The organism is Luteimonas abyssi, assembly GCF_001482195.1.
Taxonomy (GTDB): domain Bacteria; phylum Pseudomonadota; class Gammaproteobacteria; order Xanthomonadales; family Xanthomonadaceae; genus Luteimonas; species Luteimonas abyssi.
Genome location: NZ_KQ759763.1, coordinates 444459 through 467884, shown reverse-complemented (window position 1 = coordinate 467884; position 23426 = coordinate 444459). Strand labels below are relative to the sequence as shown.

Below are 23426 nucleotides of genomic sequence, written 5' to 3'. Positions count from 1 at the left end.
TAGCCGCCCGGTCGGGCGACCGCCTCCGCCTTCCACGCCCATGGCCGCCGATGCGGGGGTCCGCTCGCCGACCGCAGCCGGACGACCGGTGACCAGGGCGGACGAGCGCGCCAGATCGCTGGCGACGCGCCCCGGCCGGCCGTTCCCGATCAGCCGCCCACGGCCGACAATTCCAGGCAATAAAAAAGGACCGGCGATGCCGGCCCTTCGTCTGGGGTCTGGTGTGATCGAACGTGCGCGTCCGCGAGGTGCCGGAGCGCGCCCGACCGACGCTCAGAGATCGCGTTCGAAATCGCGCACTTCCTTCTCGGCGCGCTCGCGCTCCCAGCCGTAGGTTTCCTGGAGCTTCCCGGCGAGGTACTTGCTGTCGCCTTCCGCGACATCGAACACGTCGTCGGTCAGGTCGCCCCACTTCGCCTGGGCCTTGCCCTTCAGCTGCGTCCACTTCCCGGAAATGATGTCTTTGTTCATGTGGGCCTCGATCGTCGGATCACGGTGGAATACCGTGTTCCCAGCGTCACGCAAGGCAGCTTCAAAGCGCATCAAGATTGCGTTGCCTGCGCCATCAGTTCGATGAACGCTTCATCCGGTCGCGCATCGCCATTGCTGGTCGGCCTGCCGCGAACAGGCCCGTCGCAGACGGCCCTGCCGCAGAAAAAGAAAGCCGGCTTGCGCCGGCTCTCTCTGATGCCTGAAGGCGGGCCGATCAGTTGCGGCCGGTGCCACCGGTGTTGTCGGCCGCATCTTCGAGCTTGCCGCCCACCTTCTGGACGTCCTGGCCGGCGCCCTTCATGGTGTTGCACGCGGTCAGCGTGCCGACGGAGAACAGGGCGAGCAGCAGCAGGGCAGTGAAACGCTTCATGTTGGAAGTCTCCTGATCGGAAAGAGGGGCCGTTCCTTTCGACGCAACCCGCGTCGACCCGCGGCCCGCACCTGCATGAAAGCCCAGTCAGGCGTGAACGCCGCGTGGAATCACGCGCGATCGCGACCCCGACGCGCCCTCCTGTTCATATTCTCCTGAGGCGTTTCAATTCCGCATCAGCGTCGACTTGCCGAACAGGCTCTCGACCAGATCCACCGCGAGTTCCGCGGTCGTGTTCCGGATATCCAGCGCCGGACTGACCTCGACCACGTCGAGCGACCCCATCCGACCGCTGTCGGCGATCATCTCCATCACCAATTGCGCCTCACGGTAGTTGAGGCCGCCGGGCACCGTGGTGCCGGTCCCCGGTGCGATGGTGGGGTCGAGCACGTCGACATCGAAGCTGACGTGCAGGTGGGTGTTCTCGTCCAGCCCGTCGAGCGCCGCCTCCATGGTGCGTTTCATGCCCACCTCGTCGATGTAGCGCATGTCGTAGATGTCGAGACCGTGCTCCTTCACCAGGCGTTTTTCGTCCTGGTCCACCGAGCGGATGCCGACCTGCCGCACCTGCGACGGCACGATGGCCGGAACATGGCCGCCGATCCGCGTGAGCACATCCGGCCCCAGTCCGCACAGGCAGGCGACCGGCATGCCGTGGATATTGCCCGACGGCGTGACGTGGCTGGTGTTGAAGTCCGAATGCGCATCGAGCCACAGCACGCGGAGCTTGCGTCCCTGCGCGCGGCAGTACGCGGCCACCGCCGCGATCGAACCGATCCCGAGGGAATGGTCGCCGCCCATCACCAGCGGCATGCGGCCGGCCTCGAGCTCCGCGAGCGAGGCCTGCATCAACGCCTCGTTCCATGCCACCACACCGTCGAGATGGCGATAGCCCTCGACCGGCGGCCGCACGGGGTTGGCCGGACCGGCCAGATCGCCACGATCGACGACGTCCACGCCGCGCGCGCGCAACGCCTCGGCCAGGCCCGCGATACGCAGCGCATCAGGCCCGAGGCGTGCGCCGAGATGCCCCGCTCCGATGTCGGTGGGCGCTCCGATCAGGGACACGGGGGGATACGAACGACTCATGTGGACTCCTGCGGCGATGGTCTCGGACCCGGCGCGGAGCGCACGCGCTCGTGCAGCGTTGGAACGTGCGGTGTGGGGCGCCCAGGGCAGCGCGGAGTCTAGCATCGGCGCCTTTCCGCCCCTGCGCGCGGGAAGCCGCGGCGTCCTCGGACCGATCGCACCACACCCGGAAAAGAGAGAAGGCGCCGTATCGACTGGCGATACGGCGCCTCCTTCGTGCCGGCCGCCTCCATTGCGGAAGCGGCACACGTTGGACCGTGACAGCGACAAGGGGATGGGGAGTCGCAGCACCGTGCTACCGGCCCGCAAAGAATGCGCGATGCGCGGCGCGCTGTCTGTCGGGGCGTTCCCCACGATGTCGGGCGCTTCCCGGCTGCCGAAAGTCATGCCCGGGCTGCACGTTTCCGGCACCCGCGCTGCGCACGGTGCGCGGCCGAACAACGTATGGGACCAGGATGGTGCCGACAGTCCGAATCGAACGGACGACCTACCGCTTACAAGGCGGTTGCTCTACCAGCTGAGCTATGCCGGCACGGGTGCGCAGTGAACGCGTGCGGGGAGGATTCTAGCGGAAGCGGCACCGTCGACGGCGACGAACGCAATACAGGAGAGCGCCGGTCCCTACGTCATGTCCGCACAGTCGATCGCGCGGGCCCGGTCGGCGCCGCTCGCGCGGCGCGCGGCGTCCGCCTGAACCGAATCGTCGACCGCCACGTCCAGCCAGTGGCGGGCGTCGCCACCGACGGCCTCGGCACGCGCGGGAAAGCCTGCGGCCCGAAGTCGGTCGGCATGGCCGCGCGCGGCGCCTTCGCTGCTGTAGCGGCCCAGCGCGATCGCATTGGCATCGTCGCCACCGAGAATGAAGTGGTCGTCGAAACCGGCGGCCGAGAGACGGGCGGTCGCGTCCTGCGCCGCCTCGCGATCCGCCTCGGGCCCCATCAGCACCCGCCAACCGCGCGCGGCCACCGTCTCCTCGCGCAGACGCGAGTGCCGGAGGTGCGCCGGCAGCGCGGCCTGCGCCTGCACGGCGGCGGCACGGTCCGCGAATGGGCCCAGACGCTGGCACTGACGGCGCGACGGCTCCGCCACGGCGGACGTGGCCGGCGCCGCCTCTTCCTCCTCCGGCAAAAGCGACGGCGGCGCCGGTTCGCCCGCCGCGACCGCGTCGCCGGTCGCATCGCGCTCAGCCAGCGGCCCCTCCTGCGCCGGTGTCGACCGGGCCGCCTCCGCAGCCACGCCGCGGGCATCCGGTGACGCTTCGGCGAGCAATTGCAGCCGAGGCACGCCCTGAGGCTGTTCCGGCGCGGCGGGTGGCGGCGACGGCGGACGCAGCGCCCACCACATGGCGACACCGAGGTTCAGGACGATCAGCAGGATGACGGCGGCGCGGGCGAGCATGGGCGCATTCTAAGGCGCGCGTCCGACGGCCGCGTCGGGGGCGCTGGCATCCGGCGCGGGCGCGGCACGAAGCGCCGTCGCCCACCGCGCCAGCCCCTCGAGCACCAGATGCGGCGACGACTCTGCCCGGGGCACTCCGGCGAGGATCGCCTCCGCGCCGCCACCGTGGACGAACACGCGCGGCGACGCACCGAGCAGGCGGCACGCATCGCCGACGCTGGCGGCCACGAGTGCACGCACGGCGCCCTCGCACCCGGACGCCAGCGCATCGTCGGTGTCGTCGGCGAAGGCGCGGTAATGCCCGCCCGTGGCCGGCAGGTGCGGCGCGCGTCGGTGCAGGCTCTCGCGCATCAATGCGGGAGACGGGGCGATACGGCCTCCGCGATGTACGCCCGCGGCATCCAGCAGGTCGATCGTGGTCGCGGTGCCGACCCCCACCACCAGGCAAGCCGCGCCCGGCACGCGCGTGCGTGCGCCCAGCAGCGCCAGGAAACGATCGACACCGAGTCGTTGCGGTACCGCATAGGCGATGCGTAAGTCGCCGAACCGGTGCGGCGTCGCCACCCGGACCACCCGGCCGCAGCGCCCGGCCAGCGCGGACAGCAACGCCACCCGCAGCGCGGGCGCGGCTACGCTCGCCAGCATGACCGCGTCGAGCCGGGTCGGCAGTCGCTGCAGCCAGTCGGCGGGCAACGCACGTCCATCGTGGGCCACCGCGAATCCTTCGCCGACACTGCCATCGGTACGCAAAGGCGCGCACTTGAGACGGGTGTTGCCCAGGTCGAACAGCCACTCAACCATGCGTATGCCGCCGGACACTGACCTCGCCCGCATGGAAGGTCCGCTCGCCATCGGCCAGGCGCACCCGCAACGCGCCGTCCGCGGCGATACCCGATGCCACTCCGGCACAGATGCGGTCGCCGTCGTGGACGACCACGGGCAGATCACGCAGGGCATCCAGCGCCGCGTAGCGCGGTAGGCACGGGCCCAGGCCGTCGCGATCGAACGCATCCAGCGTCGGCAGCAGACGGCTCAGCACCGCTGCGGCGAGGCGGTTGCGGACCGGGCCTGCCACCCCCAGCGCGCGCAGATCGCTCCATGGCTGATCGATCTCCGCCCCGGCGTCGGCCGGCATGGCGACATTGATCCCGATCCCGATCACCGCAGCGACCGGGCCGGCGTGCTCACCGCCGCCTTCCACCAGCAGCCCACCCAGCTTGCGCAGGCCGCCCAGGCCGTCGTCGACCACGAGATCGTTGGGCCACTTCAAGCGCGCCTCCACCCCGAGCGCCTGCACCGCCTCGGCCACGCACACGCCGGCGACCAGGCTCAAACCGCCCAGGCGAGCCAGACCGCCTGCGAAACGACGCGAGACCGACAGGTAGAGATTGGCGGCCAGGGGCGAGCGCCAGGACCGACCGCGCCGGCCGCGCCCACCCGTCTGCCGTTCGGCCAGCAATGCGCTGGCGCCGGCCGCGGGCCGGGCGCGCCGCAACAGCTCGGAACTGGTCGAATCGATCGACCAGAGCACCTCCAGCTCGGCCAGCCCATCGCGTACGTCCGAGGGCAGCGCCGAGCGGATCGTGTCCGCATCCAGCAAATCCGGTCGCTGCGCCAGCGCATAGCCCTGGCCGGCCTGTGCGATCACCTCGACACCGGCCGCGCGCAGCGCCTCGATCCGCTTCCAGACCGCGGCCCGGCTGAGGCCCTGCTCACGTGCGAGCAGATCGCCGGACACGGGCCCGGCGGCCAGCCGCTCAAGCAATGCTCGTTCGAAGGACATAAAATGAGATCCGACGCCGCATGGCCGATGGCAGCGTCGCTCGGCGACACGGGCCGGGCAGCATGCCGGGCCTGCAGACGGCGCGCAACCGCGCTATAGTTCAAGATTGCCCCTTGCCACGCAAGAGCCGCCTCATGAGCCTGCGACTCGCGTTGTTGTTGCTGACCCTATCCGCCGCACTGCCCGCCTGGGCCGCGGACGAGGTGCGCCAGGCGCCCAGCCCCGATGGCTGCGAGGTGGTCGGCGGTGATCCCACCAACCCGAACGTCGGCACGGATGGCAGCGGCGGCGGCGGGCACGCACGGGAGCCGGTGGGCGGCGTCACCGGGAGCAATCCGGATGGCGGCGCACGGACCCCGCGCTGGCACAGTTTCCTGCCGGGCATGTTCCGCTGAAACCTTCGCCCCGGTGATCGACTGGCTCCGTGGCCTGCGGCGCCGACCCGAGCCGGTCGCACCTGCGATGTGGACGGCCGTGCGACGGCGCGCGGCCTGGATCGGCCGCCTCGACGACACCCGTGATCGCACGCTGCAGGCGCTGACGTCGCGTTTTCTGCACCAGAAGACGATTTCCCCGGTCGCCGATCTCGAACTCGACGACGCACAGCGTGTCCTGCTGGCCGCGCTGTGCTGTCTGCCGTTGCTGGAATTCGGCGAGGAAGGCCTGCACGGCTGGTCGCAGTTGATCGTCTATCCCGACGCCTTCCGGGTGAACCGGACCCACCTCGACGCCGCCGGGGTGCTGCACGAGTGGGAAGACGAGCTGATCGGCGAAGCCTGGGAGAGCGGGCCGCTGATCCTCTCCTGGGCCGATGTGGAAGCCGACCTGGCCGCACCCGACGCGGGCTTCTGCGTGGCCGTGCACGAGATGGCGCACAAGCTCGATGCGCTGGACGGCGTCCTCGATGGCACGCCGGCCCTTCCCCGCGAATGGCAACGGGCCTGGGCGCGTGACTTCCAGCAGGCGTTCGACGCGTTCGTCGAACGGGTCGACCGCAGCGACGACTCGCTGGCGATCGACCCGTATGCGGCCGAAGCGCCCGAGGAGTTCTTCGCGGTGTGCAGCGAATACCACTTCAGCGCACCCGACGTGCTGCACGACACCGTCCCCGGCGTGGCCGCCCACCTGCGACGGTTCTACGGCCCATCGCCGTTCGAGCGCTGAGCGACGCCGGGCGGTACCCGCGGGACGACACGACGATTACAGGCCGGGCGGCAGCACCACTTCGAAACGCGCCCCGCCCAGTTCTTCCGAACGTCCCACGTGCAGTTCGCCGCGATAACTGCGGATGATGTCCTGCACGATCGCCAGCCCGATGCCGTGGCCATGCACGCGCTCGTCGCCGCGCACGCCGCGCTGGAGCACGTGTGCGATCCGGTCCGGCGCGATGCCGGCACCGTCGTCGTCCACGGCGATGACCAGTCCCGGCCGCCGGTCCGGTTGCGGCGCACTCGGGCGCACGGTGAGCAGCACGCGGCGCTTGGCCCATTTGAACGCGTTCTCGAGCAGATTGCCGAGCAGTTCCTGCAGATCGCCGGGCTCGCCGTGGAAGCGTGCCTCCGCGTCGAGATCGAACTCGCAGATGACGCCCTGGGCCGCGTAGATCTTCTCCAGACCGCGCACGAGTTCCTCGGCATACGGCTCGATCTCGACCGGTGCCGAGAACAGCTTGTGTCCGCTCGAGGCGGCGCGCCCGAGCTGGTAACCGACCAGGTCGTTCATGCGGCGAAGCTGGATCGCCAGCTCGGCGCGCAGCTCATCGTCGCCCGCGCCGGCCTCCAGCCGCGCATGCAACACCGCCAACGGGGTCTTCAGGCTGTGCGCCAGATCCGACATGGTGTTGCGTTGATGCTCGAGATTCTGCCGTTCGCTCTCGATCAGCGCGTTGATACTGTCGGTCAGCGGCTCCAGCTCGCGCGGATGCAGTTCGCCCATCCGGTTGGCCTGCCCGCGCTGGACCCGCTTGAGTTCGGCAATGACGTTGCGCAACGGGCGCAGGCTCCAGCGCAGCACCAGGGCCTGCAGCATCAGCAGGATCACGCCCGACACGCCCAGATAGCGCCACAGCGCCTGGCGGAACACCTGCACCTGACGCGGCAGCGTTCCGGCGTCCTCGAGGATGTAGACCGTATACGGCAGTTCGCTCTCCACACCACCGATCTCGCGCACGAGCGCGAAGCCACGCCCGTAGCGAATCACCTCGCCGGGGCGACCGGCGCTGTCGATGATCGCGATGGGTCCGTCGATGCGTTCCTGACCGGGTTCGAGCAACTCCGACTCCGGCAGGGTCGGACCGTGCGCCGAGCCGGACATCCACACGCTCGTTTCGGCCACCACCACCGCGTAGGTCCCGCTGCCGGGGCGTTCGAAACGTTCGTCCGGCGGCGCCTCCGGCGGGATGATGTTGTCGTCGCGGGCGAATTCGACATCGCCGGCGTAGTTGAGCGCGAAACCACGCAGCCGGTCGCGCTGCCCCTGGCTCGCGACGTCGACGAAGGCGCGGTCGAGCGCGTAGCCGGCCAACGCGAGGAAGGCGACCAGTCCGAGACTGGCCGCCAGCATCTGTCGCGCCTGCAGGGAACGAGGCCGCCAGGGCAACTCCCGCTTGGGTCGGAGGTTGGAGCTCATCGCGCGGACATGATCACACGCCGCTCATCGCACGGGGTCGAAATGCGACGCCGGACGTGGCGATGGCCCCGCCGCGTTCACCCTTCGTTCGTGCGCGGAATCGCGAAACGATAGCCACGGCCGCGGACGGTCTCGATCGGCTTCAGACCGCCCTCGGGATCGAGCTTCTTGCGCAGGCGACCGATGAAGACCTCGAGCACATTGGAGTCGCGATCGAAGTCCTGCTGATAGATGTGTTCGGTGAGATCGGCCTTGGACACCAGCTCGCCGGCATGCATCATCAGGTACTCGAGCACTTTGTACTCGTAACTGGTGAGATCGACGTTGTGCCCGTTGACGCTCACGGTCTGCGCGGCGAGGTCCAGCGTCACGGCGCCGCACTCCAGCGTGGGCTTGCTCCAGCCGGCGGCACGCCGGACCAGCGCGTTGATCCGCGCCAGCAGCTCCTCGACATGGAACGGCTTGACCAGATAGTCGTCGGCGCCCTGCTTCAGCCCGTCGACCTTGTCCTGCCAACTCGAACGCGCGGTGAGGATCAGCACCGGGAACTGCTTGCCTTCGTCGCGCAGAGCCTTGATGAGCTCCATGCCCGACATCTTCGGCAGACCCAGATCGATGATGCCCACGTCGAACGGGACTTCGCGGCCCATGTACAGGCCTTCCTCGCCGTCCTGCGCAGCATCGACCGCGAAGCCTTCCCGCTTGAGGCGGGCGGCCAGGGTCTCGCGCAGCGGCGCTTCGTCTTCGACGAGCAGAATACGCATGGATGGAAACTCCGTGTCAGAGGGCCGGGACAGCCCTTGCGTTCAAGTATCTGAACTCAGTCGTCGCGGCCGCGTGTACGCGGACGGGCCTCGGCCGAGCCGCGGCGATGAGGATCGTCCTCGTAGACGCGGACCCGGCCCCGTTCGTCCATCACCTTGATGCGGTTGATCTCGCGTCCGTCCATGTGCATGCGCTCGGCACTCAACACCTGACCGCGCGACTCGTTGCGCACCCGGCGGATCGAATCGCTCATCCCGTCCTGCCCTCTCGGCCAGGTCGCCTGCGCGGCCCGCGCCTGCCGCTCCTGCGACTCCCTGGCCTGGGCCTGTGCAGTACCGACCGCTCCCACCAGCAAGGTGGCGGCGAACAGGCTACACAGCGGCAGTCGAAACAGCGTCGGCATTGCGGAACGAACCCATATGACGGAGCGAGGAGACGTGCGGAATGCCGGAGCACTTGCGCACGCCACCAGTCTCGAAGTCACGCAGTGAATCCGTCCTTAACTTTTTCGTCAACACCCTGAGGGCGTTCAGCTGAGCGCTCGGCACGTCGTCGCGTCATCGACGCGAACCGCGGAGTGCGCCACGGCGACGGCACCGCGCAGTCACGCCCCGCTCCAAGGCCGTCAGGCGGCGACGGCCTGCGGCGTCCAGCCGGTCGCGGCCAAGGCACGCTCGACCAGCGGCCACGCCGCCTCCGGGCGGTGTGCGCCCTCGCTGAGGATCTGGCGGAACACGCGCCCACCCGGTTGACCGTGGAACAGACCCAACACGTGACGGACCAGATGCTTGAGCGATACGCCCGCCTCCAGCCGATGCGCCACATAGGGTCGCCAGGCCGCGAGCAGATCGCCCCGCGCCCGCGGCGTGCGTCCCGCAAGCGCACTGTCCAGCCGATGCAGCAGATACGGGTCGTGGTAAGCCGCGCGACCCAGCATGACGCCGTCGACGTGCGCGAGCTGCGCCAGGGTGCCGGCCTCGTCCTGCAGTCCCCCGTTGAGCACCACCGTCAACGCCGGCCGCTCCTGCTTCAGCCGCCGGGCCCAGTCGTAGCGCAAGGGCGGGACCTCGCGGTTCTCCTTCGGACTGAGCCCCTTGAGCCAGGCGTTGCGCGCATGCACCACGATCCGCTGGGCGCCGGCGGCGGCCACGGTGTCCACGAACGCGAGAAACACGGCGTAATCGTCGTCATCGTCCACACCGAGCCGGCATTTCACCGTCACCGGCGGCGCTCCGCCAGGCTGCGCGGCGACGGCGTCGCACATGGCCGCCACGCACGCCGCCACCAGGGCGGGCTCGCGCATCAGACAGGCGCCGAACCGGCCCGCCTGCACCCGGTCGGACGGGCAGCCGCAGTTGAGGTTGATCTCGTCGAAACCGTACTCGACGCCGATACGCGCCGCCTGTGCCAGCGTCGCCGGCTCGCTGCCGCCCAGTTGCAGCGCGACCGGGTGCTCGTCCGGGCCCCGGGCCAGCAGGCGCCCCCGGTCGCCCAGCAGCACCGCGTTGGCGTGCACCATCTCGGTGTACAGCAGCGCGTCGGGGGCGAGCAAGCGGTGGAAGGCCCGACAGTGGGCGTCGGTCCAATCCATCATCGGGGCGACCGACAGCCGCCGGTGCGCCCGGTCCACCTGATTCAACGCTTCGTCCTGCATGCCCGCCTCGTACGACACCCGGCGCTCATTGTCCCGCAACCGGCGGCCACCGCGGTACCCGGCCACCCGGCCCGATCGTCACTGCCTGCCCTCGCCCCCGCGACCACCGATGCGCTCGCGAGCGAGTGCGCGTGGTGTCACGGGGGCCGGGCCAGCCATCCGCGCATGTCGGCACGCCCGCGGGTGTCAACGCGTGCGGTCGCCGTCTACCGAACGCAGTGGTCTACACCGGCCCAGCGGTATGCCCGGTCCGCGGGCGCGTTGGGATGCATGACCCAACCCTGCGCGGAGAAACATTGATTCCTGGAGACCTGCAGGGAAACGGGTCCGGCGTAGTAGGCGTAATCGCCCTGGTCCTGGACGATCTGCCCGGGACCCGGGCACCGCCCCTGTATCCGCTCGCTCTGCCAGCAGCGCCTGATGAAGACGCCGGTGTGGAGCCGTTCGCCCCAGGTCCGGTTGGAATGCACGGTCATGGCGCAGTACCGGGCGCCGGTGCCGCTGGCCTGCCGGTAGATGCGCAGAGTGCCCAGGCTCGGCACGTAGGGGCCGTCGGGCGAATAGCTGGCGATCTTGCGCTCAGCCACCAGGGTCCCGGCGCATGTCGAGGCGACCGCGGCTCCCGATGCCGAGGCACCCGCGAGCGCGAGACAGGCCAACAATCGATACTTCATGGAGATCCTCCTTGAAACGTGGGTCATCATCGGCCGCGTCCGCCCGCACCGACCTCGCCGGCCCAGGGCGCGGCGTCGCGCGCTGCGCGGTAGAGCCGGTAATCGTCGGCATCCAGCGCGAAATCATGCAACGCCTCCAGCGCGAGGAAACGGCGGCGCGCGTCCGCGGCTGCGTCGTTGGCGTAGACCAGCAGAGCATTCTTGACCGCCTGTGAACGCACGGTGCTCAGCCCGACGGCACCGATCGCGGCATCGACCACCGCCGGCTCGGGATCGTAGAGGCCCTGCAGGAGCGCCATCTCGGCGCCCGGCCCCCGGTCGAACTGGATGACCAGCGGCAGGCCGTGGGCGCGGATCTCCGGCGATGGCGCGGTACGCAGGTCGTCCAGCGCGTCGAGCAGTGGTTTCTTGTCCTCGTCGGACAGCGGCACCGGGGTCATCAGGCTCGCGATGCGCGCCTTGTGCTCGAGCGTGGACGCGCGGTCCAGGGCCGCGACGAAGGCCTGCAGGACCTCCGGCCGGTGCAGCGAGTGCGTATCGAGCGCGCGCAGGCACTGCAGTTGCGTATCGGGATCGGGATCCTGCGCACAGGCCAGCGCGGCGCCGAGATCGCGCCCAGGATCGATGGACGATGCATCGGCGCGCGGCCCCGTGCCCGCGCGCGCCTCGATGGGCGCAGGGGCGCGGAGAACGCGTGCGGGGACCGCCGGGCGTGCGGTTTCGCGGGCGCCGTCCGCGACCGCCATCGCAGGCCCCTGCGAAGCGGGCATGCTGGCCGGCGGCGGCGAACGCCCGCAGAGCCAGCCGAGCGCGAACGCGCAGGCCGCGATGCCCGCAGCGTAGACGGCCAGGCGCCGCACGGCACGCTCAGGCATCGGTCGTCCGGTCGGGCTGCCGGACGCGCAATCGGGCCGCCGCGTACGCGCCTCGCACGGCACGCATCCGCAACGCGGCGTCCGCCGGTCGCGGGCTCACGCGTCGTCGGCGGCGGTCGCGGGCGACGGGGCATCGGGCACCAGGGGACGCCCCCAATGCCGGTAGCTGTCGGCCACGCCGCGCTTGATCCGCTGGAACGACGCCGAGCCCGGCGCCGCGCCGAGTTGCTCGGCCAACTGCGCCCAGGGCGCGGCGCGATCGGCCTCACGTTGCGTCACCACCGCCCGGCAAGGACGGCCGACCACCTGCGCCAGGGCACAGGCCATGTAGAGGTCGCCTGGCGTCCAGGCCGCGTCCTCGCGCGACTGCAGTTCCTCCACCAGGGCCCGCGGCGCGTCGCGGTAACGGACCAGTTCGTCGACGAACGTGGCACGGTGGCGCACGGCGTAGCGATCCATGTCCGCAAGCCGCGCATCGAGCCAGGCGTCGCCGGTCCCGACCGTCGCGACTTCCTCGCCGGCATCGCCCGGCGGATCGCCGGCGGTGGCCGGCGCCGGCTGCGCCCAGGCGCCGGCGGCGGCCAACGCGCTGGCGAGCACCCAGCAGACACCGACTCGGGCCGGGCGCGTCATGGCACCGCCCCTCCGACCGGCATCAGGACATGGCCTCCGCTCGCGGGCGCCTCGCCGCCCGCCCCGTGCGAGCGCAACCGCCCGTCGGCGAGCACGCCGTAAGCGCGAGCGCCACCCGCGTCGCCCTCGAGCAGCAGCAACGCATCCTGCAGTTGCCAGGCCCCGGTCTCGACGAACGGCTCGCCGCCGTCCGCGGTCAGGTAGGTCTCCGTGAGTTCGTAGCGGCGCTCGGCCTCGTCGTGCTCGAGCACCAGCAGGGTCTCGATGCCGGAACAGTCGGCGCAGGCCTGCAACCCTTCCCAGGCCATACGGTGCGCGTCCGGCAGCGCGGTGGTCCCGGGCGGCGGAGCGACACCACAGCCGGCCAGCAGGAGGGCTGCGATCAGGGCGATGACACGGTCCATGGGTCGATTGTGCCGCAGGGCCGGCGCGCGCGTCTGCACACGGCAGCGACGCCTCCGGTTCCTACACTGCCCGACCGGTCCCGAGGCCGGCCTGCCGATACAGGAGTCAGCCATGTCGAACCGCGATCCTTCCTCGGACGGCCGCCCCGTTGCGCGGCGGCGGTGGCTGCGCTGGCTGGTCGGACTGGGCACGCTCGCGGTGTTCTTGGCCGCGTATGCCTTGGTGGTGCTCAACGTCAGCGGGCAGATCGGCGACCGGATCGAAGGCGACCTGCGCAGCCTCCCGGTCCTGGAGGATCACCATCATCGTGCGGCGCCGCGTCCCTGATCGAACGCGTCGGGGCCGGGGCCGCCGCGCGCCGTGTCAGCGACGACGGCCGCGGTGATCGCGATCGAAGCGCGGATCGTAATACTGCACCGTACAGCGTCCTCGCTTGTCGCAGCGCGTGGCGCCGCGATCGCGATGGCCGTACGACGCCCGGTAGCCGTGCGCGGGGGCGTGTGCAGGCGGTCCCGACCGGCGGTGACGATGGTGGCCATTCCCGCTGCGCGCCACGTTCCGGTAGTACACCGGCCGGCCGTGGCGGTCGCGCTCGACCACCAGGCGGTCGCTGTACCCGTGGCGACCGTCGCGGTAATAAGGATCGCCGCCGCGCAGGATGACATCGGCCGCATCGACGATCACCCGGACCAGTTCGTCGTCGGCATGCGCGGTGGCCGGCGCGAAGGCGGCGGTACCGCCAAGACCGGCGGCCAGGGCGACGGGTGCGAACCAGCGAACGAGCAAGGACATGGGCATACCTCCTGCAGTCTGTCGGGACCGGTGCATGCGCACCGCGACCCCAACATGCCGCCGCGTTCGTGAATCGATACTGCATCGCGAACGGCGGCGCGGCTCGCGACGTCGCGCGTGTTCAGACGTAATCGTTTCCATCGCGACCGCCAGGTCAGCGCGCCTCGAACGCACTGAACGACCGCACCGCCTGCGCCGGGTAGCCGCGCAGGGGCCGGTCCCGCCGACTCCACGTGAATGCTGGCGCGACTAGGGCGTCTCGGCGGCCTCGTCGCCGCCCATCGGCGTACCGCCCTCCTGTCCGCGCGCCAGGCGCTGCAGCGCCGCCACCGCGTCCGGCAATGCGTGCGGCGCGTCGACCTCGCGCAGGCGACGGCGCGACGCGGGCGCGATCTCCGCGTCGAGCTCATGCGCCCATGTCAGCGCGTAGGGCATGTGCACCGCCCAACCGCCGAGCCGCAACACGGGTGCGATGTCGGACCGCAGCGAGTTGCCGATCATGCAGAAGCGTTCCGGCAGCAGCTGAAACTCCTTCAGCACCCGGTGATAGGTCGCGTCGTCCTTCTCACTGACGATCTCGATCCTCCCGAACAGATCGGCCAACCCCGACTGACGCACCTTGGCTTCCTGGTGGAACAGATCGCCCTTGGTGATCAGCACGATGGCGTAATCGGCGGCGATCGCATCCACCGCTTCGCGGATGCCCGGCAGCAGTTCCACCGGATGTCGCAGCATGTCCTTGGCGATGCTCACGATTTCGTGCACATGGCGCGCGTCGATGCGCTGTCCGGTGATGTCGACCGCCGCTTCGATCATCGACAGCGCCATGCCTTTCACACCGTACCCGAACAACGCGAGATTGCTCTTCTCGATCGCCAACAGACGCTGCCGCGCGCGCGCGTCGTCGAGATCGATGTACTCGCCGACGATGCGCTCGAAGGCGGACTGCGCAGCGACGAAATAGTCTTCGCTGCGCCAGAGCGTGTCGTCGGCGTCGAAGCCGACCAATCCGATACCTGCCGACGACACGGGAGCGGGAGAGGATGCCATGCGCGCATTCTAGGGCCTTGCACCACGACGGCGTTTCCTCGTCGGATGCCCGCGCCTGCTTGGCGCTTCGGCGCCCACAGGTGGAACACCCCTGTAGAAGATGGAAAAAGGCGACCCGGAGGGCCGCCTTTTCCTGATTCCACACGATCCGCCTGCGTCATGCAGGCGGTCATGGATGCGGCACCGGAACGCAGCGCCGCCGTGTGGCGCCGTCAGTACTCGCCTTCGGCGCTACCGCCGGCCGGATCGCCTGCGCCCTGCGCCGCGGCGAACGCCTGGTATTCCTGCGGGGTGAGCTGACCGTCGCCGTCCGCATCGGCTTGGTCGAAGACGGCCGCCAGCGGCGGATAGGCCGCCGCTTCCTCGCGGCTCAGGTTACCGTCGCCATTGGTATCGAGATCGGCCCAGGTCAGCGGCTCCGCCTGCTGCGTCGCGCCGCCGGCCGGCGGAGCCTCCGTCGGCGTCGGGTCCTGCGCGAAGGCCAGCGGCATCGCCAGCGCGGCGCCCAGGGCGAGGAGACCGGTCAGGGGCTTGCGAACATTCGTCATGGAACTCTCCAGAAATTCGGAACAGGTTGCGTGCGGCAGAAGCGATGCGAGATTCGTCGATCCAGATGTCCCTTCCGCACGGCCCGAACAGTGCCGCCACGCAGATGAACACGCAGGGGAAGGCGGCCGTTAAGGCTACGTTTCCTTAACCCCGACGTCGGGTGCCTGTACTAGGCGGCACTGTGACCGCCTTCGCGCGATCGAGCCGAATCAGGCGGTTACCGCGACCGCACCCGCCCGCACGACGGATCGCGCATACGCCGCCGCACCCGTTCGCGATGAACACAACACAACCTTGATGCCTTCATTCGTCGCCTCTGGCGATCGTAACCGTTTCCGCGCCGTCGACCCCGACGTCCACGGCCACTTCGATCGGGCGACAGCACACCGCGCAGTCCTCCACCGTCCGATACGCGCCTGACCCGACATCGACCTGCAGCTCGATCGACTCACCGCAGTACGGGCAATCCACCCGGGTCCATTCCGATGCATCCACTCTCGAGCCTCCGCACGCACTTTGCCGACTCACGTTATCTTACGTGCCATCCAAGCCCGTTCCGGAGCCCCGCATGACCCGACATCTTCTCGCCGCTGCCTGTCTCGCCGCCTTGTTGAGCGCCTGCGGCGCCGATTCCAGCACGCCCGCCGACTCGTCCCCCACGGCTGACGCCGGCGCTTCGTCCGACGCAGTCGCGGCCGAGACCCGCCCGGTGGCATTGCCGGCGGAAGACGGACGCCCCTTCGTCACCGAGGAGGTCGCCACGTTCGATGAGCCGTGGGCGATGACGTTCCTTCCGGACGGCCGGCTGTTGGTGACCGAAAAGCGCGGCACGCTCCGCCTGTTCGACCCCCAGTCCGGCGCACGTGGCGAAATCGCCGGCATCCCGGAGGTGGCTTACGGTGGTCAGGGCGGACTCGGCGACGTGGTGTTGCATCCCGGTTTCGAAAGCAACCAGCGCGTGTACATCAGCTACGCGGAATCCGGTGAGGGCGGCAATGGCGCCGCCGTCGCGTCCGGCACCCTGGATATCGGAGATGACGGCAACGGCACCCTGCGCGACGTCGAAGTCATCTGGCGGCAGGTGCCGAAGATGTCGGGTGAGGGGCACTACGGTCATCGCATCGCTTTCGACCGCGACGGGATGCTGTGGCTGACATCCGGCGAGCGCCAGCATTTCGACCCGTCCCAGGACATGGCGTCCAACCTGGGCAAGGTCATCCGCCTCAACGACGACGGCAGCGTGCCCTCGGACAATCCGTTCGCGGACCAGGGCGGCGTGGCCGCGGAAGTGTGGTCGCTCGGCCACCGCAATCCGCTGGGGCTGGCCTTCGACGGCGACGGCCGCCTGTGGGTGCACGAGATGGGTCCCCAGCACGGTGACGAGCTCAACCTGATCGAGCGCGGCGAAAACTACGGGTATCCGCTGGTCTCCGAAGGCGAGCACTACGACGGCCGACCGATCCCGGATCACAGCACCCGACCGGAGTTCCGCGCGCCGGTGATCGTGTGGACGCCGGTGATCTCGCCGGCCGGTTTCATCATCTACAGCGGCGACCAGTTCCCGGCTTGGCAGGGCAGCGGCTTCATCGGCGGCCTGTCCTCGCAGTCGCTGGTGCGGGTCGCCTTCGATGGCGACAACGCCCGCGAGGCCGAGCGCTTCGCGATGGAGACCCGCATCCGCGAAGTCGAGCAGGGCCCGGACGGGGCGATCTGGTTACTGGAAGATGGCGGTCGCGGCGGCAACGGCCGCATGTTCCGGCTGGTACCCGAGCAGGACGGTGCCGCGGCCGACGCGACGGCGAGCTGACACCTTCGCTGCCGGTTCCAGGAACGAAAAAAGAAGGGCGCCTCGGGGCGCCCTTCTTCGTTCAGGTGATGGCGACACGGCCCGCCTCTGGCTTCGCATGGCGCCCATCGACGCGCCGGAACACGACGACGATGCATAAAAGAGGGTCCGCGATGAGCGGACCCCTGTGAAGCGCCGTTGCGTTGTTGTCGTGATCAGCGCGGTCGTGTCGTTGTGGTTATGCCGGGACCGGAGCGCGTGACACACGTGAGCGCGATCAGTTGTAGACGCGACTGCAGCGCTGCTCGACGACACGGTCGCCGCGCGCTTCCTGCTGGTTGCCCTGCACGTTGCGGCCGATCGCACCGCCGGCCACTGCACCGCCGACGGTCGCCAGACGACGTCCGGTACCGCCGCCGACCTGATTGCCCACCAGGCCACCGATGACCGCACCCGCAGCCGTGCCGCCGATCCGGTTCGGATCGCTGTGGGCGCGCTGGACCTCGACGTTCTCGCACACCACGCGGCTGCCATCGTTGAAGCGGCGACCCTCGTCCTGGGGCCCGTACTGGGTTTGCGCATACGCGGTACCGATGGCCGCCAGCGACAGCACGGCGGCACCGGCGAGGCGATTGATCTTCTTCATGGTGTCCTCCGTTTACTCGCTCGAATGTGGGAACGATGCTCCACCTCACGACGCGAACGAGCGGTGAAACATCGCTTCCGAACATGGCTGCCGACTTAATCGCCTGCGTCCGCAGCGCTAACATCGCCGCTTCTACAGCCGACCGTAAACACGACGATGCCCGCCTGGCACACCTTGATCAGAACCGTTCCGGACTTCCCCGCCGCCGGCGTCGCCTTCAGCGACATCACGCCCGTCCTGGCCGACGCCACCGGCTTCGCGGACTGCATCGACGCGATGGTGTCGCCCTGGCGCGATGCGGGTATCGAGGCGGTCGCCGGGATCGAGGCGCGCGGTTTCATCCTGGGCGCGGCGGTGGCGCACGCGCTGGGTGCGGGTTTCGTCCCGATCCGCAAACCGGGCAAATTGCCCGGCACCACCCTGCAAGTGGAGTACGCACTGGAGTACGGCACCGATCGCCTCGAGATGCACGCCGATGCGCTTGGCCCCGGCCGACGGGTGCTGCTCGTCGACGATGTGCTGGCGACCGGCGGCACGCTGTGTGCGGCTGCCCGCCTCCTCGAACGCCTGGAGGCGGATCTGGTGGGCGCCGCGGTGCTGGTCGAGATCGCTTCGTTGGCGGGACGGGCGCGCTGGTCGTCCGATGCGCCGTTGCGTGCGGCGCTGACATCCTGAGACCCAACGCGAGAAACCCCGGCCGGGGCCGGGGTTTCTCGCGGACCCTCACGAGGATCGTCGGGTCAGTTGTGGCGAGCCTGCAGGGTGACGTTGCTGAAGGCACGCACGCCGACCAGCTTGATGTAGTACACACCGGCCTGCGGGGCGGCGATGCGTACGGCCTCGCTGTTGCCCGGACGGGTCGAGCGGTAGTCGGCCGCGTCCGCGGTCGGCTCGGCCTCGTAGCTGACGTAGAGCGAGACGTCGCCGCTGCCACCGCTGGTGCTGATGCTCAGCGGACCGGTCACGCCGGCCGGCACTTCGATCGCGTACAGGGTTTCCTGCCCGGCCGAGCCGCTCAGCGCCCGCACCGGCACCTGGTTCTGGATCGGCGTGGCGGTCGGACCGCACTCTTCGACCTCGGGGTCGCACGGCTCTTCCGTGGCCTTGTCGAGCAGCGCCTTCAGGTCGAGGATGCCCGTACCCATCGGGGTGGACGCCGGGATCGACACCGGGAACGCACGTGCGGTGGAGGTGAGCAGGTCGCGCATCTCCTGCCAGTCCAGCGGCGTTTCCGCCACGCTCTGCACCATGGCCGCCGCCGCCGCGACGTGCGGAGACGCCATCGAGGTGCCAATCATGCCGCGCAGGATCCAGTTGCCGTCTTCAGGGCCTTCCTCGCCCCCGTTGGTCACTTGCCACACATACCCGTTGGGATTGCCGTCCACCGCACCACCGCCACCGGGCGCGGAGAGGTCGATCCGCTCGCCGAAGTTGGAGTAGCTCGCCCTGCCGCCGGTGATCCGGGTCGCGCCCACGCTGATGACGTTGTTGCACGCGGACATCGTGTAGAGCGCTGCATCGTCGTTGGAGTTGCCTGCAGCCACGACGATGATCGAGCCGGCGGCGTTGACGTCGTCGATCGCATCCTGATACAGCGCCGAGCAGGTGGTGCGGCCGCCGCTTCCGAGGCTCATGTTGAGGATCTCGGCAGGATTCTCGTTGGCGGGAACGCCTTCGACGTCCAGGCCGGCCGCCCACAACATGCCATCGGCGATATCGGTCCCGAAGCCGCCGCAAGATCCGAGCACACGCACCGGCATCACCTGTGCATCGTGGGCGATGCCCGCCAGGCCGGTGCCGTTGTTGGTCTCCTGCGCGATCGTGCCGGCGACGTGGCTACCGTGCCAGGAGCTGATGTCGGCGGGGTGCGGCAGGGCCGTCGCCCAGCCCGTGCAGTAATCCTGCTCGATCCAGTCGCCCAGGTCCCAACCACCGGGAACCTGGTCGTCGGTATCGCGCCGCGAGATACGTGCGTCGGTGATCATGTCGTAGCCGGGAATCACATTGGCGGCCAGATCCACATGATTCTGGACGATGCCGGTGTCGAGCACCGCCACCACCACGCCCTCGCCCGTCGCGATCTCCCAGGCCTCCTCCGCGCGCACGCCGCCAGCGGCATTGTTGAAGTTCCACTGGTACTGCGCGTAGTTCGGATCGTTCGGCGCAGCCGCCGGTGCGACCGTGCTCATGTGGCGGAAGATGAGATCCGCCTCGGCGGACAGCACGTTCGGATCGGCCTGCAGCTCACGCAGGAAGCTCGCCGACTCTGCGGCGCTCAGCGGGCGCGACGTGGTGACCACACGCCAACCCGGCGACGCCATCTCGCGCTTGATCTGCGCAGTCACACCGGCGCGCGCCGCGGCATTCGCAGTCGCATTCAACGGCCGATCCAGACCCGCGCGTCCCAGCGCGCTCTGCAGCGCGGCCGTTTCCGCGCTCCGGGCCGAGGCCGATTTCGTGGTGGTGCGGTACTTGACCGCATACCGGTCGCCGGTGGTTGCGATCTCGGGCGCATTGGAACGGTCCAATACCTGAGCGCCCTGGATCCGGTCGGCGGCGGAAACGCCGATGCCCATGCCGCCGACGACGATCGCCGTGGCGATGGCCACACTGATCTTGCTCTGCTTCATCACGGTCCTACCTCTTGTTGATGTGGAATGCCGCACCAGCGATCCCGGCGTCTCGACCGGGGATCGCGAATCCCTGGAGTTCCCCGTTGCGCATGCGGCCGCCGGGTCCGCGGCCGCATGCCTGTTCCGTTCCGGCGCTTACCAGCCGAAGCCCGCACCCACGCCGACCGACGACTCGTCGCCGCTGAACGCACCGCCCACGGTCACCGTGGCGCGGTCGCTGATCGCACGCTGGTAACCGATCGAGAGCGCGCTCTCGCCGCTCTGGAAGCCGACACCGACGCCGACGCGGTTCTGCGTCCGCACCCCTGCCGCACTGGTGGCCATGTTGAGCATCGCGGCGTTCATCGCCCCCTGGCGATCCACCCGGCGGTCGACATCGCGGAAGCGACGGTCGACATCGCCGCGGAACGACTCGAAGTTGTCGTTCCAGGCGGCGAACTTCGCATCGGTGTAGGAGTTGGCCGAGTTCAACGTTTGCGTCGCGCTCGAGCGCACCTGACCGACATTGGCCGCATCCGTGTCCGCGGTGCCGGCCGCCACGTTGGTGACCTGGCGCTCGTTCCCGGCGCTGCCCACCGACACTGTGTTCGCACGGTCGGCCACCGAGCCCTCGCCCAGCGCGACCGCACCCTGCGCGGTCACCGAAGCGCCTTGACCGACCGCGGTGCCCGATGCGGCGCTGACGTTGCTGCCCTCGCCCATCGCCACCGCATTGGTCGCGTTCGTGGAGACGTTGGCCGTGGCACCGACCGCGGTGCTGCCCTGCGACTCGGCCGCTACCGCGGCGTTGCCGGTGACGGCCGCCGGGGTCTCGGACGATGCCGCGGTTTCGGTCGGCGTATCGAGCGCATCGCTCGACGCCGCCGCCACGCGCGACTGCCCGGCCGCGGCGGTTCCCGAACGGCCTTCCATGCCCGACACGCGGTTGTCGAGATCGCCGATCTGCGCATCCAGCGCGCCGAGCGCATCGCCGACGCTGTAGTAGTTGGAACCCTGGACGGTGTAGGTCGGCGCCGAAATCGTGCCGAAAGCCGTGACCGTGGCGCCGCCACCCAATGCATCGGCGGTCGCGTTGAGCGCGCCGTACATCTGACCGCCGGTGATGGCGTCCGTGCTGCCCGCCGAGACCGCGCCCGCAGCCAGGTTGGTCAGACGGGTGCCGCCTTCGCCGGCGAAGGTCATCACCGAGCGCGAATCGTCGTCGTAGGTCAATGCACGTTCGGCCAGTTCGCCCACGCTGCCGGCCACCTCGTTGAGCTGGGCGACGTTGGCGGCATCGGTGTCTTCGGTTCCCGCGGCCACGTTGGCGATCTGGCGGTCGCGCGCCTCGTGAACGACGCCGTAGTCGTCGGTCCACGACTGCGCGGCACCCACCGAGACCGTATCGGCCCGGTCGGCGAGCGAACCCGCACCCAGGGCGACGCTGTCGGGCGCGTTGGCGAAGGCGTTGGCACCCAGCGCGAGCGCGTTCGTACCGTCGCGATGGGCCGTCGCCCGCCAGCCGATCGCCACGGCGTTGTCGGCCAGGCTCAGCGTGCCGCGTCCGAGGGCCACGGCGTTGGTGCCGTCGGCCAACGACGCCGAGCCCGCTGCGATGGCGTAGTCGGCGGTGCTCAGCGCACCGCGGCCGATGGCGATCGCACTGATGCCGTTCGCCCAGGTGTCCATACCGAGCGCAGTGGCACCGGCCTCCGCCGCCCATGCGCCGTAACCGAACGCCGATGCATTGGTCGCGGTGGCCCAGGCGGACGTGCCGTATGCGGTCGCACCGTTGGCCGTCGCCCAGGCGTAGGCGCCGGTCGCGGTGGCGTCGCCACCGCTGGCCCAGGCGTTGCTGCCCACCGCCGTGCTCCAGTTGCCGGTGGCGCGCGCCTTGTGACCGTTGGCGACGCTGTTGTCGCCCAGCGCCTGCGCGCCGTTGCCGAAGGCGGACGCGTTCAACCCCGTCGCCAGCGCGCCGCCGCCCACGGCGGTGCCGTTGGCTTCGGCCTGGGTGGCGACGAGCACCGGCTCGCCGTTCTCGTCGACGATCGGGAAGTTGAACTCGTCGTAGGCCTGGCCCATGCCGCCGATGGCGACTGCGCCGTCGCCGGACGCAGCACTGTTGAGACCGACGGCGACGCTGTTGTCACCGTCCGCGGTCGCACCGCTGCCGATCGCCGAAGCACCGAAGCCGTAGGCGCTGCTCGCCGAGCCCACCGCGGTGGCGTAATCGGCCTCGGCGTAGGCGCCCGAGCCTGCGGCCGTGGACTCTTCGCCCAGTGCGTAGGCATCGCTGTCGCCGGTCGCGCTGAAGTAGCGGCTGTCGGCCGTGGCCGCCTGCAGCTGCGCCACGTTCACCGCATCGGTATCCTCGGTGCCCGCGGCCACGTTCGCGATCTGCCGCTCGCTGCCCGCACTGCCCACCGACACCGTGTTCTCGCGATCGGCCACCGAACCCTGGCCCAGCGCCACGCTGCCGTCCGCCAGCGCCACGCTGTCCGAACCCAGCGCCACCGTGTCGTCGCCCGAGGCGTCCGAGAAGTTGCCCAGCGCCGTGCTGTTGAATCCGCTCGCGCTCGCCGCACCGCCCACCGCCGTGGCGTAGTCGCCCGACGCCACCGTCGGAATCAGGCCCCAGAACGCGCCACCCACCGCGACGCTGTTGTCGAATCCGCTCGCGCTCGCCGCACCGCCCACCGCCGTGGCGTAGTCGCCCGACGCCACCGTCGGAATCAGGCCCCAGAACGCGCCACCCACCGCGACGCTGTTGTCGCCGGTCGCCTGAGCATTCGCACCGATCGCCGTGGCGTCGAAGTTGCCCGCGCTGGCGCCGAAGCCCACCGCCGTGCTCGACTCCGCCAACGCCTCCGAGCCGTAGCCCAGTGCGGTCGCGCCGAAGCCATCGGCCACCGCGTAGCCGCCGTAGGCCGACGAACCGTCGCCGTTGGCTTCCGAGCGGAAGCCGCTGGCCGTGGACTGCAGGCCCGAGGCCGTCGCTTCCTGGCCGACCGCGGTCGCGTACGCCGCGTCGGCGCTCGCACCCGCACCCAGCGCGATCGCGCCGTCGTCGGCTGCGTAAGCATTCGCACCCAGCGCCAGGCTGCCCTCGCCCCAGGCTTCCGAGTACGCGCCCAGCGCCACCGCGTCCACGCCGGCGGCCACCGTGTTGAAGCCGATCGCCGTCGAGGTCTGCTCCATGGCGAACGCGCCGCTGCCGAATGC

At 69.9% G+C, this 23426-nt stretch carries 26 protein-coding genes and 1 tRNA gene; 5 read left to right on the top strand and 22 right to left on the bottom strand.

From position 1 onward, the window contains the following. Positions 1–273: 273 nt before the first annotated feature. The 7 genes from RG19_RS01805 to RG19_RS01775 all read right to left on the bottom strand — a co-directional run bounded on the left by RG19_RS01805 (position 274) and on the right by RG19_RS01775 (position 5132). Positions 274–471 carry a CsbD family protein gene (locus RG19_RS01805; protein WP_058833763.1) on the bottom strand — a complete coding sequence of 66 codons (198 nt, stop codon included), beginning with the start codon at positions 469–471 and terminating at the stop codon, positions 274–276. A gap of 235 nt (positions 472–706) precedes the next feature. Further along, positions 707–862: an entericidin A/B family lipoprotein gene (locus RG19_RS01800; RefSeq protein WP_058833762.1), complete on the bottom strand. Its 156-nt coding sequence runs from the start codon at positions 860–862 to the stop codon at positions 707–709. Positions 863–1027: 165 nt separating this feature from the next. Continuing rightward, on the bottom strand, positions 1028–1951 hold the full coding sequence (rocF, locus tag RG19_RS01795) for an arginase (protein ID WP_058833761.1): 924 nt from the start codon (positions 1949–1951) through the stop codon (positions 1028–1030). A gap of 456 nt (positions 1952–2407) precedes the next feature. Continuing rightward, positions 2408–2483: transfer RNA gene (locus RG19_RS01790), tRNA-Thr, on the bottom strand. An 89-nt stretch (positions 2484–2572) separates the two neighbouring features. Continuing rightward, complete coding sequence (locus tag RG19_RS01785; RefSeq protein ID WP_058833760.1) at positions 2573–3349, bottom strand: SPOR domain-containing protein; 777 nt, start codon at positions 3347–3349, stop codon at positions 2573–2575. Between the two features lie 9 nt (positions 3350–3358). Beyond that, a complete protein-coding gene (locus RG19_RS01780) occupies positions 3359–4150 on the bottom strand; it encodes a type III pantothenate kinase (RefSeq protein ID WP_058833759.1) in 792 nt (263 codons plus the stop codon). After that, entirely contained in the window at positions 4143–5132 is a 990-nt protein-coding gene (locus RG19_RS01775; RefSeq protein ID WP_058833758.1) for a biotin--[acetyl-CoA-carboxylase] ligase, read from the bottom strand. The genes RG19_RS01780 and RG19_RS01775 overlap by 8 nt, the downstream gene beginning before the upstream one ends. A 134-nt stretch (positions 5133–5266) precedes the next feature. Between RG19_RS01775 and RG19_RS01770 the strand changes: the two genes are divergently transcribed. Both RG19_RS01770 and RG19_RS01765 read left to right on the top strand, forming a co-directional pair. Further along, positions 5267–5527, top strand: coding sequence for a hypothetical protein (locus RG19_RS01770; RefSeq protein WP_058833757.1), 261 nt, complete (start codon positions 5267–5269; stop codon positions 5525–5527). A 13-nt stretch (positions 5528–5540) separates the two neighbouring features. Beyond that, positions 5541–6296, top strand: coding sequence for a M90 family metallopeptidase (locus RG19_RS01765; RefSeq protein WP_338037907.1), 756 nt, complete (start codon positions 5541–5543; stop codon positions 6294–6296). Between the two features lie 36 nt (positions 6297–6332). On the opposite strand, the gene RG19_RS01760 is transcribed toward RG19_RS01765, so the two are convergent. The 8 genes from RG19_RS01760 to RG19_RS01725 form a co-directional block, all read right to left on the bottom strand. Then, a complete protein-coding gene (locus RG19_RS01760) occupies positions 6333–7760 on the bottom strand; it encodes an ATP-binding protein (RefSeq protein WP_058833756.1) in 1428 nt (475 codons plus the stop codon). 77 nt (positions 7761–7837) lie between these two features. Continuing rightward, positions 7838–8524 (bottom strand): response regulator transcription factor, encoded by a 687-nt coding sequence (locus tag RG19_RS01755; protein WP_058833755.1) that lies wholly within the window; start codon positions 8522–8524, stop codon positions 7838–7840. A gap of 56 nt (positions 8525–8580) precedes the next feature. Beyond that, entirely contained in the window at positions 8581–8928 is a 348-nt protein-coding gene (locus tag RG19_RS18105) for a hypothetical protein (RefSeq protein WP_238376571.1), read from the bottom strand. 222 nt (positions 8929–9150) lie between these two features. Next, positions 9151–10179 (bottom strand): tRNA dihydrouridine(20/20a) synthase DusA, encoded by a 1029-nt coding sequence (gene dusA, locus RG19_RS01745; protein WP_058836353.1) that lies wholly within the window; start codon positions 10177–10179, stop codon positions 9151–9153. Between the two features lie 206 nt (positions 10180–10385). Continuing rightward, a complete protein-coding gene (locus RG19_RS01740; RefSeq protein ID WP_157515129.1) occupies positions 10386–10853 on the bottom strand; it encodes a hypothetical protein in 468 nt (155 codons plus the stop codon). Positions 10854–10879: 26 nt separating this feature from the next. Beyond that, positions 10880–11728 (bottom strand): hypothetical protein, encoded by an 849-nt coding sequence (locus RG19_RS01735; protein WP_058833753.1) that lies wholly within the window; start codon positions 11726–11728, stop codon positions 10880–10882. Positions 11729–11824: 96 nt separating this feature from the next. Next, a complete protein-coding gene (locus tag RG19_RS01730) occupies positions 11825–12361 on the bottom strand; it encodes a hypothetical protein (RefSeq protein ID WP_058833752.1) in 537 nt (178 codons plus the stop codon). Next, positions 12358–12765, bottom strand: a complete 408-nt coding sequence (locus RG19_RS01725; protein WP_058833751.1) for a copper resistance protein NlpE N-terminal domain-containing protein — start codon at positions 12763–12765, stop codon at positions 12358–12360. The genes RG19_RS01730 and RG19_RS01725 overlap by 4 nt, the downstream gene beginning before the upstream one ends. A gap of 112 nt (positions 12766–12877) precedes the next feature. Between RG19_RS01725 and RG19_RS01720 the strand changes: the two genes are divergently transcribed. Further along, complete coding sequence (locus tag RG19_RS01720) at positions 12878–13093, top strand: hypothetical protein (RefSeq protein ID WP_058833750.1); 216 nt, start codon at positions 12878–12880, stop codon at positions 13091–13093. A gap of 36 nt (positions 13094–13129) precedes the next feature. Here the strand turns inward: RG19_RS01720 and RG19_RS01715 are convergent, their stop codons facing one another. From RG19_RS01715 to RG19_RS17085, 4 genes are all read right to left on the bottom strand, one after another. Further along, the gene (locus RG19_RS01715; protein ID WP_058833749.1) at positions 13130–13558 is read right to left on the bottom strand and encodes a hypothetical protein; all 429 of its coding nucleotides are present in this window, start codon (positions 13556–13558) and stop codon (positions 13130–13132) included. 249 nt (positions 13559–13807) lie between these two features. Then, the gene (locus RG19_RS01710) at positions 13808–14608 is read right to left on the bottom strand and encodes an HAD family hydrolase (protein WP_058833748.1); all 801 of its coding nucleotides are present in this window, start codon (positions 14606–14608) and stop codon (positions 13808–13810) included. Between the two features lie 212 nt (positions 14609–14820). After that, positions 14821–15156: an EF-hand domain-containing protein gene (locus RG19_RS01705; protein ID WP_058833747.1), complete on the bottom strand. Its 336-nt coding sequence runs from the start codon at positions 15154–15156 to the stop codon at positions 14821–14823. A 304-nt stretch (positions 15157–15460) separates the two neighbouring features. Further along, complete coding sequence (locus RG19_RS17085) at positions 15461–15652, bottom strand: CPXCG motif-containing cysteine-rich protein (protein WP_082672415.1); 192 nt, start codon at positions 15650–15652, stop codon at positions 15461–15463. 73 nt (positions 15653–15725) lie between these two features. Here RG19_RS17085 and RG19_RS01700 point away from each other — a divergent pair, with 73 nt between their 5' ends. Continuing rightward, positions 15726–16964 carry a PQQ-dependent sugar dehydrogenase gene (locus RG19_RS01700; protein WP_058833746.1) on the top strand — a complete coding sequence of 413 codons (1239 nt, stop codon included), beginning with the start codon at positions 15726–15728 and terminating at the stop codon, positions 16962–16964. Between the two features lie 256 nt (positions 16965–17220). On the opposite strand, the gene RG19_RS01695 is transcribed toward RG19_RS01700, so the two are convergent. Next, entirely contained in the window at positions 17221–17589 is a 369-nt protein-coding gene (locus tag RG19_RS01695) for a glycine zipper 2TM domain-containing protein (protein WP_058833745.1), read from the bottom strand. A 156-nt stretch (positions 17590–17745) separates the two neighbouring features. Here RG19_RS01695 and RG19_RS01690 point away from each other — a divergent pair, with 156 nt between their 5' ends. Further along, the gene (locus tag RG19_RS01690; protein WP_058833744.1) at positions 17746–18264 is read left to right on the top strand and encodes an adenine phosphoribosyltransferase; all 519 of its coding nucleotides are present in this window, start codon (positions 17746–17748) and stop codon (positions 18262–18264) included. 65 nt (positions 18265–18329) lie between these two features. Here the strand turns inward: RG19_RS01690 and RG19_RS01685 are convergent, their stop codons facing one another. Further along, positions 18330–20219 (bottom strand): S8 family peptidase, encoded by a 1890-nt coding sequence (locus RG19_RS01685; RefSeq protein WP_058833743.1) that lies wholly within the window; start codon positions 20217–20219, stop codon positions 18330–18332. Positions 20220–20357: 138 nt separating this feature from the next. Continuing rightward, positions 20358–23426 (bottom strand): YadA-like family protein (locus RG19_RS01680; RefSeq protein WP_202905307.1); only part of this gene is annotated, 3069 nt, incomplete at its 5' end.

Excerpts from the sequence above, each read along its gene's own strand:
- RG19_RS01805 (WP_058833763.1), bottom strand. The coding sequence starts at position 471 with ATGAACAAAGACATCATTTCCGGGAAGTGGACGCAGCTGAAGGGCAAG.
- RG19_RS01800 (WP_058833762.1), bottom strand. The coding sequence starts at position 862 with ATGAAGCGTTTCACTGCCCTGCTGCTGCTCGCCCTGTTCTCCGTCGGC.
- rocF (WP_058833761.1), bottom strand. The coding sequence starts at position 1,951 with ATGAGTCGTTCGTATCCCCCCGTGTCCCTGATCGGAGCGCCCACCGAC.
- RG19_RS01785 (WP_058833760.1), bottom strand. The coding sequence starts at position 3,349 with ATGCTCGCCCGCGCCGCCGTCATCCTGCTGATCGTCCTGAACCTCGGT.
- RG19_RS01780 (WP_058833759.1), bottom strand. The coding sequence starts at position 4,150 with ATGGTTGAGTGGCTGTTCGACCTGGGCAACACCCGTCTCAAGTGCGCG.
- RG19_RS01775 (WP_058833758.1), bottom strand. The coding sequence starts at position 5,132 with ATGTCCTTCGAACGAGCATTGCTTGAGCGGCTGGCCGCCGGGCCCGTG.
- RG19_RS01770 (WP_058833757.1), top strand. The coding sequence starts at position 5,267 with ATGAGCCTGCGACTCGCGTTGTTGTTGCTGACCCTATCCGCCGCACTG.
- RG19_RS01760 (WP_058833756.1), bottom strand. The coding sequence starts at position 7,760 with ATGAGCTCCAACCTCCGACCCAAGCGGGAGTTGCCCTGGCGGCCTCGT.
- RG19_RS01755 (WP_058833755.1), bottom strand. The coding sequence starts at position 8,524 with ATGCGTATTCTGCTCGTCGAAGACGAAGCGCCGCTGCGCGAGACCCTG.
- RG19_RS18105 (WP_238376571.1), bottom strand. The coding sequence starts at position 8,928 with ATGCCGACGCTGTTTCGACTGCCGCTGTGTAGCCTGTTCGCCGCCACC.
- dusA (WP_058836353.1), bottom strand. The coding sequence starts at position 10,179 with ATGCAGGACGAAGCGTTGAATCAGGTGGACCGGGCGCACCGGCGGCTG.
- RG19_RS01740 (WP_157515129.1), bottom strand. The coding sequence starts at position 10,853 with ATGAAGTATCGATTGTTGGCCTGTCTCGCGCTCGCGGGTGCCTCGGCA.
- RG19_RS01735 (WP_058833753.1), bottom strand. The coding sequence starts at position 11,728 with ATGCCTGAGCGTGCCGTGCGGCGCCTGGCCGTCTACGCTGCGGGCATC.
- RG19_RS01730 (WP_058833752.1), bottom strand. The coding sequence starts at position 12,361 with ATGACGCGCCCGGCCCGAGTCGGTGTCTGCTGGGTGCTCGCCAGCGCG.
- RG19_RS01725 (WP_058833751.1), bottom strand. The coding sequence starts at position 12,765 with ATGGACCGTGTCATCGCCCTGATCGCAGCCCTCCTGCTGGCCGGCTGT.
- RG19_RS01720 (WP_058833750.1), top strand. The coding sequence starts at position 12,878 with ATGTCGAACCGCGATCCTTCCTCGGACGGCCGCCCCGTTGCGCGGCGG.
- RG19_RS01715 (WP_058833749.1), bottom strand. The coding sequence starts at position 13,558 with ATGTCCTTGCTCGTTCGCTGGTTCGCACCCGTCGCCCTGGCCGCCGGT.
- RG19_RS01710 (WP_058833748.1), bottom strand. The coding sequence starts at position 14,608 with ATGGCATCCTCTCCCGCTCCCGTGTCGTCGGCAGGTATCGGATTGGTC.
- RG19_RS01705 (WP_058833747.1), bottom strand. The coding sequence starts at position 15,156 with ATGACGAATGTTCGCAAGCCCCTGACCGGTCTCCTCGCCCTGGGCGCC.
- RG19_RS01700 (WP_058833746.1), top strand. The coding sequence starts at position 15,726 with ATGACCCGACATCTTCTCGCCGCTGCCTGTCTCGCCGCCTTGTTGAGC.
- RG19_RS01695 (WP_058833745.1), bottom strand. The coding sequence starts at position 17,589 with ATGAAGAAGATCAATCGCCTCGCCGGTGCCGCCGTGCTGTCGCTGGCG.
- RG19_RS01690 (WP_058833744.1), top strand. The coding sequence starts at position 17,746 with ATGCCCGCCTGGCACACCTTGATCAGAACCGTTCCGGACTTCCCCGCC.
- RG19_RS01685 (WP_058833743.1), bottom strand. The coding sequence starts at position 20,219 with ATGAAGCAGAGCAAGATCAGTGTGGCCATCGCCACGGCGATCGTCGTC.